Here is a 15,553-nt window from a genome sequence, read left to right on the forward strand (position 1 = left end):
TTCCGGGCGAGCCGGTGGATGAGGGCCCCTACGCCGTTGCGCTACCCCGATTCGGGCCGCCATCGGGCGCTTTTCGTAGGCGGTGGACGGCACGAACCATTCGCACCGTTCCGGTACTCGACCGCGACATGATCGAGTGTGTATGTGCGTTCTCGCCATGGACGCGCACGCCGTTGCATACGGTTCCGTCGGTCACGCCGGTGGCGGCGAAATGGACCTCGTCGCCATCGATCAAGTCGCGGGTGGTGAGGACGTCGCCGAACCGGCGGACTGCACCATTCGCGGGAGCCGACACCACTTGGGCGTGGACCTCGCCACCCATGCACCGCGCTGCGGCGGCCGCGAGCACTCCTTCGGATGCGCCTCCGATACCTGCCAGGAGGTCGAAGTCGGGTGTCGGCCGGACGACGCCTACAGCCGCGGCGAGGTCGCCGTCCGGGATGAGGATGATCTCCGCGCCGGTCGTGTAGGCGTCCTCGATGAGCTCGCGGTGGTGTGCCCGCTCGAGAATCGCGCAGGTGACATCACGTGTCGGCATGCCTCGGGCGCGTGCGATCGCGCGGATGTTCGTCGAGATCGGTGCAGTGAGGTCGACGACACCGGCGGCGTCTTTGCCGACGACCAGCTTGTGCATGTAGGTTCCCGGCCAGACCCGAAGCGACCTGCCGCGCTCGATGACCGCCACGACCGCCATCGCTCCGGACATCTGGACGGCCATTCGATGGCTACCATCGATGGGATCGATGAGCACCTCGGTGGTTGGGCCGATGCCCGTGCCGACATGGGGGCTGCCTTCGGTCGAGCCGTATGCGTGGCCCGGGTGCCCGCTCACTACGACGCCGGCCATGTTGACCGAGTCGAGAGTGGCCAGCATCGCCTCCGATGACGCCGCCAGCCCGGCTTCGGATCGCCCGCGGCCGATCCATGAGGCCGTGGCGAGCGCACCCGCCTCGGTGACCCGGACCAGATCCATCGTCAGGTCGCGGGTCGCCGATTCGGCGTGTTGTGCCGTACGGGGTTGTGCGCTAGTCATGAACGTGCAGGGGCTTTCCGGCGAGCGCCAGGTGGGCTTCACCGACTGCCTCGGACAGCGTGGGGTGCGGGTGGATGTGCAGAGCGACCTCGTCCGGGCGCGCGTCCCAGTTGACGATCAGTTGGGCCTCCGCCAGAAGCTCGCCGACGCGGTCGCCCACCATGTGGATTCCGAGCACGGGCCCGTTCTTGGCGGCGACCACCTTGACGGTCCCCGAAGTACCCAGGATGCGTGCCTTTCCGTTCCCGGCGAGGTCGTAGGTGACCTCGGCGATATCGTGTCCGGCCTCGACGGCCTGGTCAGATGTCAGGCCGACGGACGCGACTTCGGGGTGCGAGTAGGTGATTCGAGGGATCCCGGTGTAGTCGATCCGCGTGGGGGCGAGACCGGCGATGTGTTCGGCGACGAAGATGCCCTCGGCGAAGCCCACGTGGGCCAACTGGAGGGTTGGGATCACGTCGCCGACCGCGTAGACCCCGGCAGCGCCGGTTCGGTAGTCCTTGTCGACGACGATGTAGCCGCGGTCGAGGGTCACGCCGATCTCCTCGAGTCCGATTCCGGCCGTCGACGGCGCCCGCCCGATGGCGACGAGGAGCACCTCGGAGGTGAGGATCGACCCGTTGTCCAGGGTCACGGTCACGCCGTCGGCGTCGGCCACGGCGCTCTGGACCTGCGCGGACAATACCGCCTTGATCCCCTCCTTCTTGAATGCACGCTCGAGGGCCTTGCTCGACGAAGGGTCCTCGGCGGGAACCAACCGCGGCTGTGCTTCGACGATGGTGACATCGGCACCGAACGACCTCCACACCGTCGCGAACTCACAGCCGATCGCGCCGCCGCCCAGGACGATCGCGCTCTTCGGCACGCTCTGCCGCTCCAGTGCATGGTCGCTGTCGATGATCCGTGTGCCGTCGACTTCGATTCCCGGAATATGGCGCGGTACCGACCCGGTCGCGATCAGGAGATCACGCCCGGAGACGGTCGTCTCGGGCTGGTCGTCGGCGGAAACCGTCACCTGTCCCGGTGCGGTCACTGTGCCGCGGCCCGCGAAGACGTCGATCCCGCGGCTACGGATGAGACCCGAGAGGCCGCGGAACAGCCCGGTGATCACTGATCGCTTGTACTTGTCGACGGCTCCTATGTCGATGCCCTCGAGGGTTGCGGCGATGCCGAACTTTCCTGCGTTGCGGACCGAATCCGCGATCTCCGCAGAGCGGAGCAGCGCCTTCGTGGGGATGCACCCGCGATGAAGGCAGGTGCCTCCGAGCTCCGCCTGCTCGACGAGTGCTACTCGCTTGCCGAGTTCGGAGGCGCGGAGTGCGGCGGCGTAACCGCCGCTGCCGCCGCCGAGGATTACGAGGTCGTACGCGGGATTCGTGGTCATGACTCACTCTCGTGTCACATATGTGATTCTTCTGCACTTATGTTCAATGGTAGCTCCTGGGACCGCCGAGCGATAGAGCCTTGGTGAATTGCCTGTGGCGAACGGGCGGCTTTGTCCTCGGATAGCATCTGAGGGATGAACGGGGGTGGTCAGCGGTGTGCTCGCCACCCACTGCGGTAGGAATCGAGGTCCGGTGATGACGGTCGGCAGAGGCGGCGTGGCATTGCTGCCGGTCGCCGGTACGAGCACGCCGGCACAGGGCCGTGGTATCGGTGGCCGGTATCCGTTGGTCGAGGCGATTCGTCGGGCACAGAGCGTCGACGCGCGAGTGGTGGTCCCAGTGGCGGCACGCTATCGCGGTGCGGTGGCCGATCTTCTGGTGCGCCACGGTCTGACGGCCGTGTCTCTCCTCGAAGTGCCGGGAGGTGCGTCGTGGGGCGCCTGTGTCGCGCGCGGCGTCGATTGGATCGACCGATACTGCGGCCGCGACGTTGTGGTCTTTCTCCACGACCCGCATCGACCGCTCGCCGGCACACAGCTATGGAGGGCCCTCGGTTCGGCGGTGCGGGACGGCGCGGCGGCGGCGGTTCCGGCCACGACGGTCGTGGACAGCGTCAAGTCGGTGGGCGACGACGGCCGGGTCAGCCGAACGGTCGACCGGTCTCTGCTGAGGTCCGTCGAGTATCCGCGGGCCCTGGGGGCCGAGGTTCTGAGGCGGGCCCTGCTCATGACTGGCCGGGACGAGTTCGACGAGTTCCGGTACGTGTTCGACGCCGTGCAGGTTGAGGTGATCGTCGCGGACCGCGGAGTGTACGAGGCTACTTTCGCCTGAGTCGTGCTCAGCTCCGTGCGATCGTGATCGCTTCGCGAATCAGCTTGACCGGGAGCAGTGCTACCGAGACCGCGACCTCGCGAACGGTTCGTAGGGGCCGTCGCCTGAACCGACGATAGACGGCATGGGGTTTGCTGGTCACCCTCGACGGTAGGTCTCGGAGGTAGGCACGGCCCACCGAGCCATCGGAGTGCTGCTGTGCGTAGCCGCATTCGGTGCAGGTCGTCGACACGAGGATGTGACCGGCATAGAGCAGCCGATGCTCTGCCTCCTGCCCGCAGGCGTCGCACACGAGTATCGCCTGTTCATGCCCTTCCATTCGTTCCTCCAGAATCTGGTGAGCCCGCTGCCAGCAAGTGCTCGATCATGAACAGGTCGTGGGCGAAGGTCACCTTCAGGTTGCGCTCACTGCCCGGAAAAGTCTGTACGGGGGTATCGCTGAATTGTTCGACGCTCGACGACGTGTCCGTGCCCTCGAACCCTGCACGCGCGGCGGCGCGGTAGGCGTCGAGGAGTGGGCGCGCGCGGAACGCCTGCGGTGTCTGGACGCGAACCAGCCGGCCCGAGGTAGGGACGGCGGCGCCGTCAGGCAGGACTTCAACCGCGTGGTCGAAATCGAGGGCGGGCACCGCTCCGCCGACCTCGCGAGCGATGGTCACGGCCTCGCGGAGCATCGCGGCCCCGGCCAGCGGGCGTGCGGCATCGTGGATGAGGACGACGTCGATGGTGCCATTCTCGATCTCCGGAGCAAGGTACTCCAATGCCTTGAATTCGGACTCGTGGCGAGAGGCGCCCCCCGCGATCACTTCGACATCGAGTTCAGGGACGTCGTGCTCGACCGTCAGCGAGGCACGGTGGAAGTCGACCTCCCGCGTGACCAACAGCGTTCGGGTCAGGGCGGGAACATCGAGGACCGCCTGCAGGGTCCACGAGACCATGCGCAGCCCCGCCACCGGAAGGTAGGCCTTGTTGCTGTCGATCTTCATTCGGCTGCCGTTTCCGGCGGCGAGGACGACGGCTGCGGCGCCGGCGGCGTGTTCGAACTCCATGGGTTCAGCCTAATCTTCTGTGGCGGGACTGGCGGTCTCGATCTCAACACCGCAGGAGCGCACACACCTTTTCGCGTGCTTCCGCTCCGTCCCCGGCGTTCAGGGCTGCATCAGCCGCGGCGGTCACCTCCTCGATCGTGTTCGACAGGAGCGCGGCTCGCACCGCTGGGATCGCCGACGGGGCCATCGAAAGGCTCCGTACGCCCAATCCGACGAGGACCTGCGCCAGTACCGGGTCGCTCGCGGCTTCGCCACAGACGCCGACCGGCTTCTCGCAGTCCTTCGCGGCGGCAGCGGTGATACCGATGAGTTGCAGAAGAGCAGGGTGCCACGGGTCGAGCAGGTCTCCGAGCTCGCCCAGCATGCGATCCGCCGCGAACGTGTACTGAGCCAGGTCGTTGGTACCGATGCTGATGAAGTCGCAGTGTTCGAGTATCGATGCTGAGCGCAGTGCCGCAGCCGGAACCTCGATCATCGATCCGGCGACCGGTAGTCCCACGCTCCGCACCCGTTCGGTGAACGCGTGTGCCTCCGCGCCGACGGACACCATCGGCGCCATCACATAGACCTCCAGGTCGACGCCCTCGGCCGCCGCGGCGATCGCAGCGAGCTGATCATCGAGTAGCTCCGGTGCGAAGCGCGTCGTGCGCAGACCCCGGACGCCGAGGGCCGGATTCGGCTCGGCGCCGTGGTGAACGAAGCCGAGCGGCTTATCGGCGCCCGCATCGAGCGTACGGACCACCACACGTCGGCCGGCGAAGGCGGAGAACACCTCTCGGTACGCCGCGGCCTGTTCTTCGACCGTTGGGGCGGTCTCCCGGTCGAGGAAGAGGAACTCGGTGCGGAACAGTCCCACTCCCTCGGAATCCGCCGCGGAAGCGGACTCAAGGTCTCGGGTGGCACCGATGTTCACCATGAGCCGGACCGGAGTGCCATCGGCAGTACGGCCGGGACCCGTAGCTCGCGCTGCGAACTCCGCGTCTCGGCGGAAGCGGCGAACGGCGGCATCGGCCTCTGACGCGTCCGGACGCACCGTTACCGTTCCAGCGATTCCATCGACGAGGACGAGGTCGTCGTCAAGGAGGCCCGTCGTATCGCCCACCGAGACCACGGCAGGGATCCCCAACGACTTGGCCAGGATGGCTGTGTGACTACTGGGGCCGCCCTGCTCGGTGACGATCGCCAGAACCTTCTCGGGGTCGAGGGTCGCAGTATCGGCTGGTGCGAGGTCGGTCGCGACGAGTACGAAGGGATGATTCCGCTCCGGGATGCCAGGCATCGGTAACCCGAGCACCTCAGCCACCGCGCGATCGCGAAGGTCGTCGAGGTCCGCGACGCGCTCAGCGAAGTACGGACCTGCCGACTCCAGCATTGTGCGGAACGAGTTGAAAGCGAGGGAGATCGCTTGTGCGGGAGCACTTCCTTCTTTGAGTGCCTGCTCGATGGCAGACCGCAGCACCGGGTCGCGAACCATCATCGACAGAGCATCGAGTACTTCGCGCGCGTCGGGATGGGTGGTCGCGGCGCGCTCTTCCAGAGTCGATGCGACTGCTTCGAGAGCACGCCGGGTTTCGGCGAGGTTCTGCTCCGGCGTGCCCGACCCGCCGGGCGGCTCCGGTGGAATGGCGAGGGGGAGCCCCATGCGCGCTACCGGTCCGGCAACGACCCCTCGACTCACGCCGAAACCGGAGTACATGTCATTCCTCGCCATCGTGGTCGATCGACAGCATCGCAACCAGCTCGTCGAGGGCCGCCGCGGCGTCGGGCGACTCGGAACGGAGGACGACGGTGTCGTTATGGCTGAAGTTCTGGCCGATGACCAGCATGATGCTGCTGGCGTCGACGCCCTCGGCGCCTTCGTGGGCGATCGTGATGGGCACATCCAGGTCCTTCACGTGGCGGACGAACTTGGCTGCAGGACGAGCATGCAAGCCGTTCGTGGATGCGATGGTGACGTTGCGTTCGATCATGTGTGCTCCGATGTGGGCTGCGCCCCGCCGGATCGGTGCTTCCGGCGGGGCGCGGTTGCTGTGGACTGGGTTGTCTGGGTCAGAGGACGAGTCGGCGTACGTCGGACAGGAGGTAGCTCAGGCGTGCTGCGAAGCGCGCCGCCAGGGCGCCGTCGATGATCCGGTGGTCGTACGACAGGCTCAGCGGAAGCTGTAGGCGAGGCTGGAATTCTTCGCCGTCCCATACTGGTTCGATGCGACCTCGCGAGACGCCGAGGATGGCTGCCTCGGGGCTGTTGACGATCGGCGTGAACGATGTGCCCCCGATTCCGCCGAGGCTGGAGACCGTGAACGTGGCCCCCGAAACGTCGTCGGCAGTGAGCTTTCCGGCCCGCGCACGGGACGACAGCTCTCCGAGTTCCACGCTGAGGGCGGTGATGCCCTTGCGGTCGACATCGCGAATCACCGGCACCACCAAGCCCTGATCGGTGTCGACTGCCACGCCGATGTGGTAGTACCGCTTGAGTGCGAGCGACTTCCCGTCTTCGGTCAGACTGCTGTTGACCTTCGGGAAGTCCTTCAGTGCGGACACGACTGCCTTGAGGACGAACGCCAGCAGCGTCACCCGGTAACCGTCGGCCTTCGCAGAGGTATCGAGCTCGCGACGGTAGGCGTCGAGGTCGGTGATATCTGCTGAGTCATTGTGCGTCACATGTGGAATCGTGTTCCATGATGAGGCGAGAGCGGGACCTGAGACGCGGCTGATGCGGGAGAGCGGCTCGATGTCGACGGTACCGAACAGTTCGTGGCTGGTCCTCCCGGAGGTAGCCTCGGCCGCCGCTGGGCTTGCGGCCGCGGTCGCGGCCGGTGCTGCGGCCGCCGGCGTCGTGGCGGTCGCTGTCCGGGTCGCGACTTGCGTTGTGGTGGTCGCAGTCGCAGCCGCAGCCGCTGCCGCCGCGGCTTCGACATCGGCGACCGTGACCAGGCCGTTGTTCCCGCTGCCGGTCACCTCGTCGATGTTGACTCCCAGTTCGCTGGCGCGTCGACGGGCAAACGGGACCGCCGGCTTGGGTCCGCGCCGCGACGGGGGCGATGCCTGTGAGGTCGCCTCGGAGGTAGCATCCGCATCCGGCGCTGACGGGTTTGCTCCCGGGCCGGGATCGGGGTCGTCGAACAGCCCCTCAAGCATGTCGTCCGCGTCCGACGTGATGAAGGCCAGCGGCGCGCCGACGGCGATGACCTGGTCGGGTTCGGCCTCCAGTCGCGTCAGAGTCCCGTCGACCGTGGACTCGACCTCCATGTCGACCTTGTCACTGGCGACCTCGCACACGACGTCACCGGACTTGATCTGGTCGCCCACCTGCTTATGCCAGATGATGAACGTGCCCTCGGTCATCGTCATGGACATCTTGGGCATGACGAGTGGTACTTCGCGCATCAGCTCTCCTTCACCAGGGCTGTGGCGGCCGCGACGATGTCGTCGACCTGGGGGACACTCGCGCGCTCAAGGTCCGGCGCGTAGGGGATGGGGGCATCGAGTCCGCACAACCGCTTGATCGGTGCCAACAGGCTGTAGACCGCATCCGAGCCGGCGATGCGGGCACTGAGCTCCGACGCGAATCCGCCGGTGAGCGGCGCCTCCTGGACGAGCAGCACCCTTCCGGTCGCTTTGACCGCGTCGAGAATCGTGGACTCGTCGAGTGGCACGAGGGTGCGCGGGTCGACGACCCGGACGGAGATGCCCGCCTCGGCGAGGCGCGCTGCGGCTTCGAGGGACCGACTGACCATGATCCCGGTCGCGATGATCGTGAGGTCGTCCCCGTCCCCGTGCACCGCGGCCTTGCCGAGCGGGACTCGTGCGTTGCCGGACGGGACCTCACCGTTGGTGCGGTACAGCAGCTTGTGCTCCAGAACGATCACCGGATTGGGGTCGTCGATCGCCGATAGGAGGAGGCCCTTGGCGTCCGCCGCCGTAGCAGGGAGCACCACCTTCAGACCGGGCACGTGCGCGAACCACGCCTCCAGGCTTTGCGAGTGCTGCGCCGCCGCGCCGGTGCCGGAGCCCGACGGCGCGCGCAGCACCATGGGCACGGTCAGCGCCCCGCCCAGCATGAAGTGGATCTTCGCCGCCTGATTCACGATCTGGTCCATCGCCTGATTCGTGAAGTCCGAGAACTGGATCTCGACGACGGGCCGCATGCCACACAGTGCGGCGCCCACTGCGGCACCGACGATTCCCAGCTCGGAGATCGGCGTATCCCGAATCCGCTCGGGACCGAAGGTCTCGTACATCCCCTTGGTCACACCGAATGCTCCGCCGTAGATACCGATGTCCTCGCCCAGGACGAAGACCTCGTCACGCTCGTTCATTGCGATCGTCAGCGCCTCGCGCACTGCATCCGAATATGACATCTCGACCAGTTCGACATCGCTGGGTGCGTTGTCGGTCAGGACTACGGTGCTCATGCGGGGACCTCCACGGGGGCGAATACGGCGGACATGATCTCGTCGGCGCGCGAAGCCGGTGCCGCGTTTCCGGTGCGAATGGCGTCGCGAATGGCGTCGCGGACCTCGTTGCGGATCGACTCCAGGTCCGCTTCGGTGAGGCCACCGGCGGCGAGTGCGGCGTTCTCGAACTTGCCGATCGGGTCCTTCGCGCGCCACTCGTCGATCTCCGCGCGGGTGCGGTACAGGTTCTGGTCGCTCTTCGAGTGCCCCTTGTGGCGGTATGTCAGGGCTTCGATCAGGGTCGGCCCGTCGCCGGCCCGGGCCCGCGCGACAGCCTCTGCCATGACGTCGGCGACGGCCTGGACATCGTTGCCGTCGACCGTGACACCCGGGATTCCGTAGGCCGCTGCGCGATCGGAGACCCGAGGCACCGCCATGGACAGGGAACTCGACATCGACATTCCGTAGCCGTTGTTCTCGCAGATGAAGATCGCCGGCAGTTTCCACACCGCGGCCAGATTCACGCCTTCGTGGAAGGCGCCCTCGTTGGTCGCACCGTCGCCGAAGAAGCTCACGGCGACGTTACTGGTGCCCTTGAGCTTCTGGGCGAGGGCGGCGCCTGCAGCGATCGGAATGCCACCGCCGACAATGCCGTTCGCCCCGAGATTGCCGGTATCGACATCGGCGATGTGCATGGACCCGCCGCGGCCTCGGCAGTAGCCCGTCTCCTTTGCGAGGAGCTCCGCCATCATGCGGTCGAGGTGTGCACCCTTCGCGATGCAATGACCGTGACCGCGGTGTGTCGACGTGATCAGGTCGTCTCGGGTCAGGGACAGGCACGCGCCGGTGGGAACGGCTTCTTGGCCGATCGACAGGTGCATGGTGCCGTGCATGAGGCCGCGAGCGAACAGATCGTCGACGGCTTCCTCGAACCGGCGGATCTTCCACATCGTGGTGAGAATCGCGCGCGCCTTCGCAGGGTCGGCGGCGAGCGGCCGCGCGGACTTCGTGTCTTGTGTCTTCATAGCGTGATTCCCTTCGGGATCGGATTCCTCAGACGTGCACCAGTACGGGCGAGATCGCCTGACCCTGCAGGAGCTTGTCCTGGAGGAGTCGGAGAGCCTCGATCGTGGTGCCGGGGCGGAGTTCGACGTCGTCCGCGCTGATCACCGCGTCGGCCGGAACGTCGCGGACCAGCCGCGCCCCAGCGAGCAGGCCGAGCGGCACGAGGCGCTCCTCGCGTGTGACGGAGGCGGATTCGATGACCCCGTACACGGTCTCGCCGCCGATGCCGTCGATCGATTCGCCGGCCTTGAGGTCCCGCTTGGCACCCGCGAGCACTTCGGCGTTCCACGCTTCGGGTGCGAGGCTCGAGGTCCTGTCGAGGACCGCCTCGGCGATGGTCAGCGGCGCCTCGATGCTCGCCAGGTGGTAGGGGCGGTACAGGGTGAAGTACGGCCCCGGGCCCATCTTGAGGTACGACATCTCCGCGGCCACCACCGGATCGTCGGTGGTGACGATGGCGAAGACTCCCGGCGCTACGTCACCGGTGCAGTAGTCGACGACGCCGGGACGATCGAGCACGCCGCCGTCGGCCTGCGGACGGAAGGTCTCGGCGAGCGTGGCGATCGACGACGGAGGACCGTACATTCCACGCTTGCTCACCTCGAGGCCGGTCGTGTTGGCGAGGGAGGCCATCTCGATCATGGCCTTGGAACCATCGACGAAGCTGCACAGCATCTTCGGATTCATGTGCTTGTCCGCAGCCTCGGCGGCGAGAGAGCCCGGGGTGGCGTGGGGATTCAGCGGATTGTTCTTGCCCTTGCCCGCAGCGACGACCGTGAAGGACAGGTCTCGGGCGTAATCGACGAGGCGCTTCGCCTCGGCCGGCTCGTCGCCGCGGCACACGGAGTAGACCCGCCCCATCTGCTTCGCGATCGCCGACAGGACGAATCCCACCGTCACGTCGCACTCGACGTTGAGGAGGGCGATGTCCTTGCCCGCCAGCAGCCCGCTCAGTGCGACCTGGGCCCCCACTTCGGGGACGCCGCTGGCATCGACGATGACATCGACGGGGAGCGAGTTGAGGAGCGCGGCGTCCTCCAGTGCCACGGAGGAGCCCGCCTCGACAGCCTCGGCCAGGACACCGAGGTCGGTCGATACGACGGCCTCGACGCCGGCCTGGCTCAGAGCCTCAGCCGCACGCCCCGGGAGGACGTCGGCAACGGCGGCGATCTGCATGCCGGCGATCCTGTTGACCTGCGCGATGAACCCCAGGCCCATCTGGCCGGCACCGACGAGGCCGACGCGAATCGGTCGGCCGAGTTCCTGCTGGCGTGCCTTCAAACGTTCTGTGTAGCCCATGACTGATGTACCCCTTAATTGTGTGAAGAATGGATCGAAACGTGAAGTGTTTTGTTTTGGTGTCAGGAAGACGGTGCTGCGATGATCCGGAACGTGCTGCCCGGAGTCAGTGTCGGAATCGATTCGCGCGGGAGGCAGACATCGCCGGGGAGTTTGGCCGAATGCTCTCCGGAGAACTTGAGGTCGATATGCCCCAGATTCACCAGATTCTGATTCGCGACCTTCCCGACCGCGAGAATGGGAAAGCGGTGCTTGTCGAGTTCGACGATATCTCCGACCTCGATCCCACCGGACGTGACGCTCGGGGTGTGGAGCAGGCTGAAATCATGCAGCTCGAGGGGGGCGTCGTCGCCGAAGAAGACAAGGATGCCCTTGCTGGCGAAGTCGGGAACCATCTCGCCGACACGCGTGATCTCGGTGGCGTAGCGCACCTGGTCAGCGGTGTTGTCCGCAGAGTCGCTCATCACGCGCCCTCGACGATCTGTCCGACGCCGACGCCGGACACGAAGAGCTCCTCGGTGATGAAGGAGGCCAGGGGGCCCGACGGCGTGGCCGCGTTCACGTCCACCGTGAGCACCTTCTTCATCGGGTACACGCCGACGCGTGCGGTGCCGCCGCAATCGATCACTGCGACGGCGATCTTGTCGAAGGGGGCGCTGCTCTTGAATCCGTCGAACACCTCGCCTCCGGTCAAGTCGGCGATCTTCTGGGCGACGGGATGGATTCCGCCGCCCGTCACCGAGTAGATCAGCGGTCGCTCTGCAGTGGGATGAACGACGAGGGGGCCGCCCCATCCCCCGTTGCCCTTGCTGACGGTGACCGGCTTGAAATCGGACATGTGAGTCTCCTGTGTACGTTGTGCTGATGATGCTGAGGTAGTGGTGCCGCAGGGGCGATGTGGCCGCGGCTCTACGAGTAGAGGCCGAAGCTGAAGAAGTAGGCGATCACGACGGCGAGCGGCCCCGTGATGAGTCGGGAGAAGAGCACGGCGGGAACGCCGATCTCAACGGTCTCGGGCTCGGCCTCCGCAAGCGAGAGTCCGACGGGAACGAAGTCGCAGCCGACCTGGCCGTCGATGGCGAACAGTGCGGGGAGTGCGAACTGGGGTGGGATCGATCCCATCCCGATCTGGACGCCGAGCAGCGTGCCGATCACCTGCGCGATCACCGCACCGGGGCCGAGGACCGGCGATAGGAACGGCAGGCAGACGATCAAGGAGATCACCAGGAGCCCCGGGAGGGATCCGGCGAACGGTGCGAGGTGGTCCGCGATGAACTGGCCGATCCCGGTTGCTTGAATGAAACCGATGAGAAAGGCGATGAAAGCCAGGAAAGGAAGGACGTTCTTGATGACCGTGTCGATGGTCTCGCGGCCGGACTGGTAGAAGACGTTGACGATTCCGCCGACTTTGCGCCCCAGTGTCGTGAGCGCGCCGGCAATCCTGTCGAAGACGCCATGGTTGGTGGTAGATGCCATTGTTCAGTCCTTAGGCGAGGGTCGGGCTGGCGGGAGAGGCGTTGGCCTTGCGCCGGAGGAGGAATCCGGTGATGACATCGGTGACGATCCCCCGGATGAAGATCACGATCAATCCGACGTAGAAGTAGCGAACAGCGAGGTCGGCGAGGGGTAGATCGAGCTTGGTAATTCCCGCAGCGATTCCGGCGTACACGAAGAGCTCGCCGGGGTTCGCGTGAGGGAAGATTCCGAGGATCGGATGTACGAAGCTCACGGCAGAATCGTAGAACGCCGGCTTCCGTCGCTCCGGAAGGAATCGTCCCATCGTGTAGCACATGGGGTTGGTCAGGAAGAACACTGAGAGGAAGGGGAGAACCAGATACCGGAGCGGATAGTAGATTATTCCGTCGCGCCCGGCGATTTCGCCGAGCTTCTCGATCCGCTCGGCCCCGATCAGTCGGATCAGCGCATTGACTGCAGTCAGCAGGACCACGAGCAGCGGGAGGATCCCTGATGCCATCGTGGTGAGGGTCTTGGCGCCCTCTTCGAAGACATGGATGAAAGCCTCTGCGCCGTGCGCGAGAATGCCATTGATTCCTGAGGGCTCCTCGTTGGGTGTTCCGGCGAGTAGGTCGGTGGATAGTGGGTGCATGATCAGGGGATCCTGTCGTGATGTGGGGTACAGGCGGTCAGGCGTGGGCGGGGGCCGTGCGGCGCGAACGCCGCGCGGTCTCGGTGACGTACAGCGACGCGGCGTGAGTTGCGGCGGCCGCTGTCCGTGTGGGGAGTCCCCGAGGGGGCTGTGCTGCGATGCCGGCGACGGACATGCCGATCAGTGCAGGGCACGTGGACGGTCGAGCGAAGACGGTGAATCCGCGCAGCACTCGAGCGTCCGACACGACTCCGTCGCGGACCGCTATGGCCACGTATGTCCGGAGCCCGCGCCGCCGATGCACTCCCGTGGAGAGAACTCCGGAGGTCCGCATCTCGGCGACGGCACGCCGGAATCCTTTGATCTGCCGCAACATGAGGACCACCTGAGTCATCCAGAGGCCGGCGAAGAGCAGGGCGAATGCGAGCATTAGGGGGTTTCCTCTCGGGCGGTGGGGGTGGCGGAGTCGAGGGCGATCGCAGCCCGGGCGGCGCTTTCGTCGCAGATCAGGACATCGAGATGGTTCCCGCGGAGTGCTCCGACCAGACCGGGGGCTTTGACACGGCCCGAAGTGACACCGACGACCATGGGGATCCTGGCGAGGTCTTCAAGAGTCACGGCGATCACCTGATCGGTCACGGACGCGAAATCGATGGGATTGCCATCGATTTCGTAGTACCGCGCGCAGATGTCCCCCGCGGGGTGCAAGGAGTCGAAGGCGGCACGGTCCTCGGGACTCAGCGCCATCGAGTTGATGATTGCGGCCGACGAACTGTCGCCATACGTACCGACGCCGACGAGCGCGATATCCGCCGCCTTGGCGGCGTCGAGGGCCGTGCTGACCGACTTCTCGCCGAGGAACGCGTCCAGTGCCGCGGAGCTCGCGACGAGCGCGGGAGCGTGGAGGTATCGATAGCTCGCTCCCATCCGGGAGGCTAGTTCTCGCACGAGTTCTTGTCCGGTGACCTCGTTGTTCACGGATGACAAGCCGCCGACGAGCTGGACCACCTCGACGTCGTAGCGGCGGCTCGCTGTGACTTCCCAGACCATCGCCTGCAGAGCGGTACCCCACGACAAGGCGATACGTTCGCCCTCTTTGATGTTGTCCAGCAGCCACTGAGATGACAGTTTCGCGACGGCGCTCGCCGGTGCCGTCCCCGGCTCGTAAGCCGACACCAGGCAGTCATGCAGGCCGAATCGCGTCTTCATCGCCGCTTCCAGATCAGGCCTGCGCTGAGCGGTGTCGACGATGCGGATCTGGACGATCCCCAACTGCCGCGCCGCGGTCAGCATCCGTGAAACGTTGGATCGGCTCGTCCCGAGTGCGGTGGCGACTTCCTGCTGGGAGGATCCGTCGACGAAGTACATCCGGGCAGCCTTGATGAGCTGCTCCCGGTCTCGCTCTGCGGCCATCTGTCACATCCGTCCATATTTCTCACATCTGACCAATGAGTTCTAGCATGTGATCTGCGTCATGCGCAATAGCCGATGTGACGACGATCTAGATCGCTCGCCGAAGCAATGATGCACATATGTGATACAGAGTCACGTTTGACATCAGACGTGGTGTAGCTCACGATGGGGGGCATCACATCGCCGTCGACGCCGGCGACCTCGCAGGGCGTGCCGGTCTGGCAGCCCGGAAATCGAACGATCTCGTACAGGAGTGCCCATGCCGACCCCATCCGACATCCCGACAGCGAGCGAAGAGGCCGGTATCGAGGCCGTGATCTTCGATTGCGACGGTGTCCTGGTCGATTCGGAACCCATTCACGATGAGGCGACGCGCGCCGAACTTCTGGCGCAGGGCTTCGTCGTGCCGGAGTCGCACTTCACCGACCACATAGGTATGCGCGTCGCGGACCAGATCGAGCTGCTGGCCGACCGCTTCGGGGTCGATGCGGACCCCCTGTACGCGGCGCGGGAGGACCGGTTCTGGCGCATGATCGAGGCGGGCGGGCCGCCGCAGGTCCCGGGAAGCGTCGACACCGTCTTCGCGCTGGCCGCCGCGGGTGTACCCATCGCAGTCGCCACGTCGGGTACCCGTCGCTGGATCGATTGCGTTCTCGAGCGCCTCGGGCTCGGCGCGGTGGTCGCCGTCTCGATCTCGAGCGACGATGTGACCCAGCCGAAGCCGGCCCCTGAGCCGTATCTGAAGGCCGCAGCTGCGCTCGGCGTCGATCCCACGCGGTGTGGCGTGGTCGAGGATTCGCCGATCGGTGTCCGGAGCGCGGTGGCGGCGGGGTGTCGAGTCGTACGTCTCGACCGGCACGGCATCGGCGGCGCAGACCTGCACGGTGCCGCCGCGACCGCATCCGACTTCGCCGCCGCACGCGACATCCTGGCCAGCGACCTCAACGTCGATCTCCGTCAACCGTAAGGAAACA

17 protein-coding genes are annotated in these 15,553 nt (G+C 66.1%); 2 read left to right on the plus strand and 15 right to left on the minus strand.

Annotated elements, in window-relative coordinates:
* Nucleotides 1–28: 28 nt before the first annotated feature.
* Together AC21LY_RS11965 and lpdA are read right to left on the minus strand one after the other, a co-directional pair.
* Entirely contained in the window at nt 29–1,033 is a 1,005-nt protein-coding gene (locus AC21LY_RS11965) for a fructose-bisphosphatase class II (protein ID WP_489046693.1), read from the minus strand.
* Nucleotides 1,026–2,417: a dihydrolipoyl dehydrogenase gene (gene lpdA, locus AC21LY_RS11970; protein ID WP_489046694.1), complete on the minus strand. Its 1,392-nt coding sequence runs from the start codon at nt 2,415–2,417 to the stop codon at nt 1,026–1,028. The genes AC21LY_RS11965 and lpdA overlap by 8 nt, the downstream gene beginning before the upstream one ends.
* A 196-nt stretch (nt 2,418–2,613) precedes the next feature.
* Here lpdA and AC21LY_RS11975 point away from each other — a divergent pair, with 196 nt between their 5' ends.
* Nucleotides 2,614–3,249 (plus strand): 2-C-methyl-D-erythritol 4-phosphate cytidylyltransferase, encoded by a 636-nt coding sequence (locus tag AC21LY_RS11975; protein ID WP_489046695.1) that lies wholly within the window; start codon nt 2,614–2,616, stop codon nt 3,247–3,249.
* Between the two features lie 305 nt (nt 3,250–3,554).
* Here the strand turns inward: AC21LY_RS11975 and AC21LY_RS11980 are convergent, their stop codons facing one another.
* The 13 genes from AC21LY_RS11980 to AC21LY_RS12040 all read right to left on the minus strand — a co-directional run bounded on the left by AC21LY_RS11980 (nt 3,555) and on the right by AC21LY_RS12040 (nt 14,579).
* Entirely contained in the window at nt 3,555–4,298 is a 744-nt protein-coding gene (locus tag AC21LY_RS11980; RefSeq protein ID WP_489046696.1) for an IspD/TarI family cytidylyltransferase, read from the minus strand.
* Nucleotides 4,299–4,341: 43 nt separating this feature from the next.
* Complete coding sequence (ptsP, locus tag AC21LY_RS11985) at nt 4,342–5,994, minus strand: phosphoenolpyruvate--protein phosphotransferase (protein WP_489046697.1); 1,653 nt, start codon at nt 5,992–5,994, stop codon at nt 4,342–4,344.
* Between the two features lies 1 nt (nt 5,995).
* The gene (locus tag AC21LY_RS11990; RefSeq protein ID WP_489046698.1) at nt 5,996–6,268 is read right to left on the minus strand and encodes an HPr family phosphocarrier protein; all 273 of its coding nucleotides are present in this window, start codon (nt 6,266–6,268) and stop codon (nt 5,996–5,998) included.
* 79 nt (nt 6,269–6,347) lie between these two features.
* Nucleotides 6,348–7,685 (minus strand): 2-oxo acid dehydrogenase subunit E2, encoded by a 1,338-nt coding sequence (locus AC21LY_RS11995; RefSeq protein WP_489046699.1) that lies wholly within the window; start codon nt 7,683–7,685, stop codon nt 6,348–6,350.
* Nucleotides 7,685–8,713, minus strand: coding sequence for an alpha-ketoacid dehydrogenase subunit beta (locus AC21LY_RS12000; RefSeq protein WP_489046700.1), 1,029 nt, complete (start codon nt 8,711–8,713; stop codon nt 7,685–7,687). The genes AC21LY_RS11995 and AC21LY_RS12000 overlap by 1 nt, the downstream gene beginning before the upstream one ends.
* A complete protein-coding gene (locus AC21LY_RS12005; protein WP_489046701.1) occupies nt 8,710–9,720 on the minus strand; it encodes a thiamine pyrophosphate-dependent dehydrogenase E1 component subunit alpha in 1,011 nt (336 codons plus the stop codon). The genes AC21LY_RS12000 and AC21LY_RS12005 overlap by 4 nt, the downstream gene beginning before the upstream one ends.
* Before the next feature lie 28 nt (nt 9,721–9,748).
* Entirely contained in the window at nt 9,749–11,041 is a 1,293-nt protein-coding gene (locus AC21LY_RS12010; protein WP_489046702.1) for an NAD(P)H-dependent oxidoreductase, read from the minus strand.
* An 80-nt stretch (nt 11,042–11,121) separates the two neighbouring features.
* The gene (locus tag AC21LY_RS12015) at nt 11,122–11,523 is read right to left on the minus strand and encodes a PTS glucitol/sorbitol transporter subunit IIA (protein ID WP_489046703.1); all 402 of its coding nucleotides are present in this window, start codon (nt 11,521–11,523) and stop codon (nt 11,122–11,124) included.
* Nucleotides 11,523–11,897 carry a PTS glucitol/sorbitol transporter subunit IIB gene (locus AC21LY_RS12020; RefSeq protein ID WP_489046704.1) on the minus strand — a complete coding sequence of 125 codons (375 nt, stop codon included), beginning with the start codon at nt 11,895–11,897 and terminating at the stop codon, nt 11,523–11,525. Before AC21LY_RS12020 ends, AC21LY_RS12015 begins: the two co-directional genes overlap by 1 nt.
* Before the next feature lie 71 nt (nt 11,898–11,968).
* Nucleotides 11,969–12,535 carry a PTS glucitol/sorbitol transporter subunit IIB gene (locus tag AC21LY_RS12025; protein ID WP_489046705.1) on the minus strand — a complete coding sequence of 189 codons (567 nt, stop codon included), beginning with the start codon at nt 12,533–12,535 and terminating at the stop codon, nt 11,969–11,971.
* Between the two features lie 10 nt (nt 12,536–12,545).
* Nucleotides 12,546–13,166 carry a PTS glucitol/sorbitol transporter subunit IIC gene (gene srlA / locus AC21LY_RS12030; RefSeq protein ID WP_489046706.1) on the minus strand — a complete coding sequence of 207 codons (621 nt, stop codon included), beginning with the start codon at nt 13,164–13,166 and terminating at the stop codon, nt 12,546–12,548.
* 37 nt (nt 13,167–13,203) lie between these two features.
* On the minus strand, nt 13,204–13,596 hold the full coding sequence (locus AC21LY_RS12035; RefSeq protein WP_489046707.1) for a transcriptional regulator GutM: 393 nt from the start codon (nt 13,594–13,596) through the stop codon (nt 13,204–13,206).
* Nucleotides 13,596–14,579: a sugar-binding transcriptional regulator gene (locus AC21LY_RS12040; RefSeq protein ID WP_489046708.1), complete on the minus strand. Its 984-nt coding sequence runs from the start codon at nt 14,577–14,579 to the stop codon at nt 13,596–13,598. The genes AC21LY_RS12035 and AC21LY_RS12040 overlap by 1 nt, the downstream gene beginning before the upstream one ends.
* A 259-nt stretch (nt 14,580–14,838) precedes the next feature.
* Between AC21LY_RS12040 and AC21LY_RS12045 the strand changes: the two genes are divergently transcribed.
* On the plus strand, nt 14,839–15,546 hold the full coding sequence (locus AC21LY_RS12045) for an HAD family hydrolase (protein WP_489046709.1): 708 nt from the start codon (nt 14,839–14,841) through the stop codon (nt 15,544–15,546).
* Nucleotides 15,547–15,553 lie beyond the last annotated feature (7 nt).

It is taken from the genome of Tsukamurella sp. II2bb (assembly GCF_057815145.1).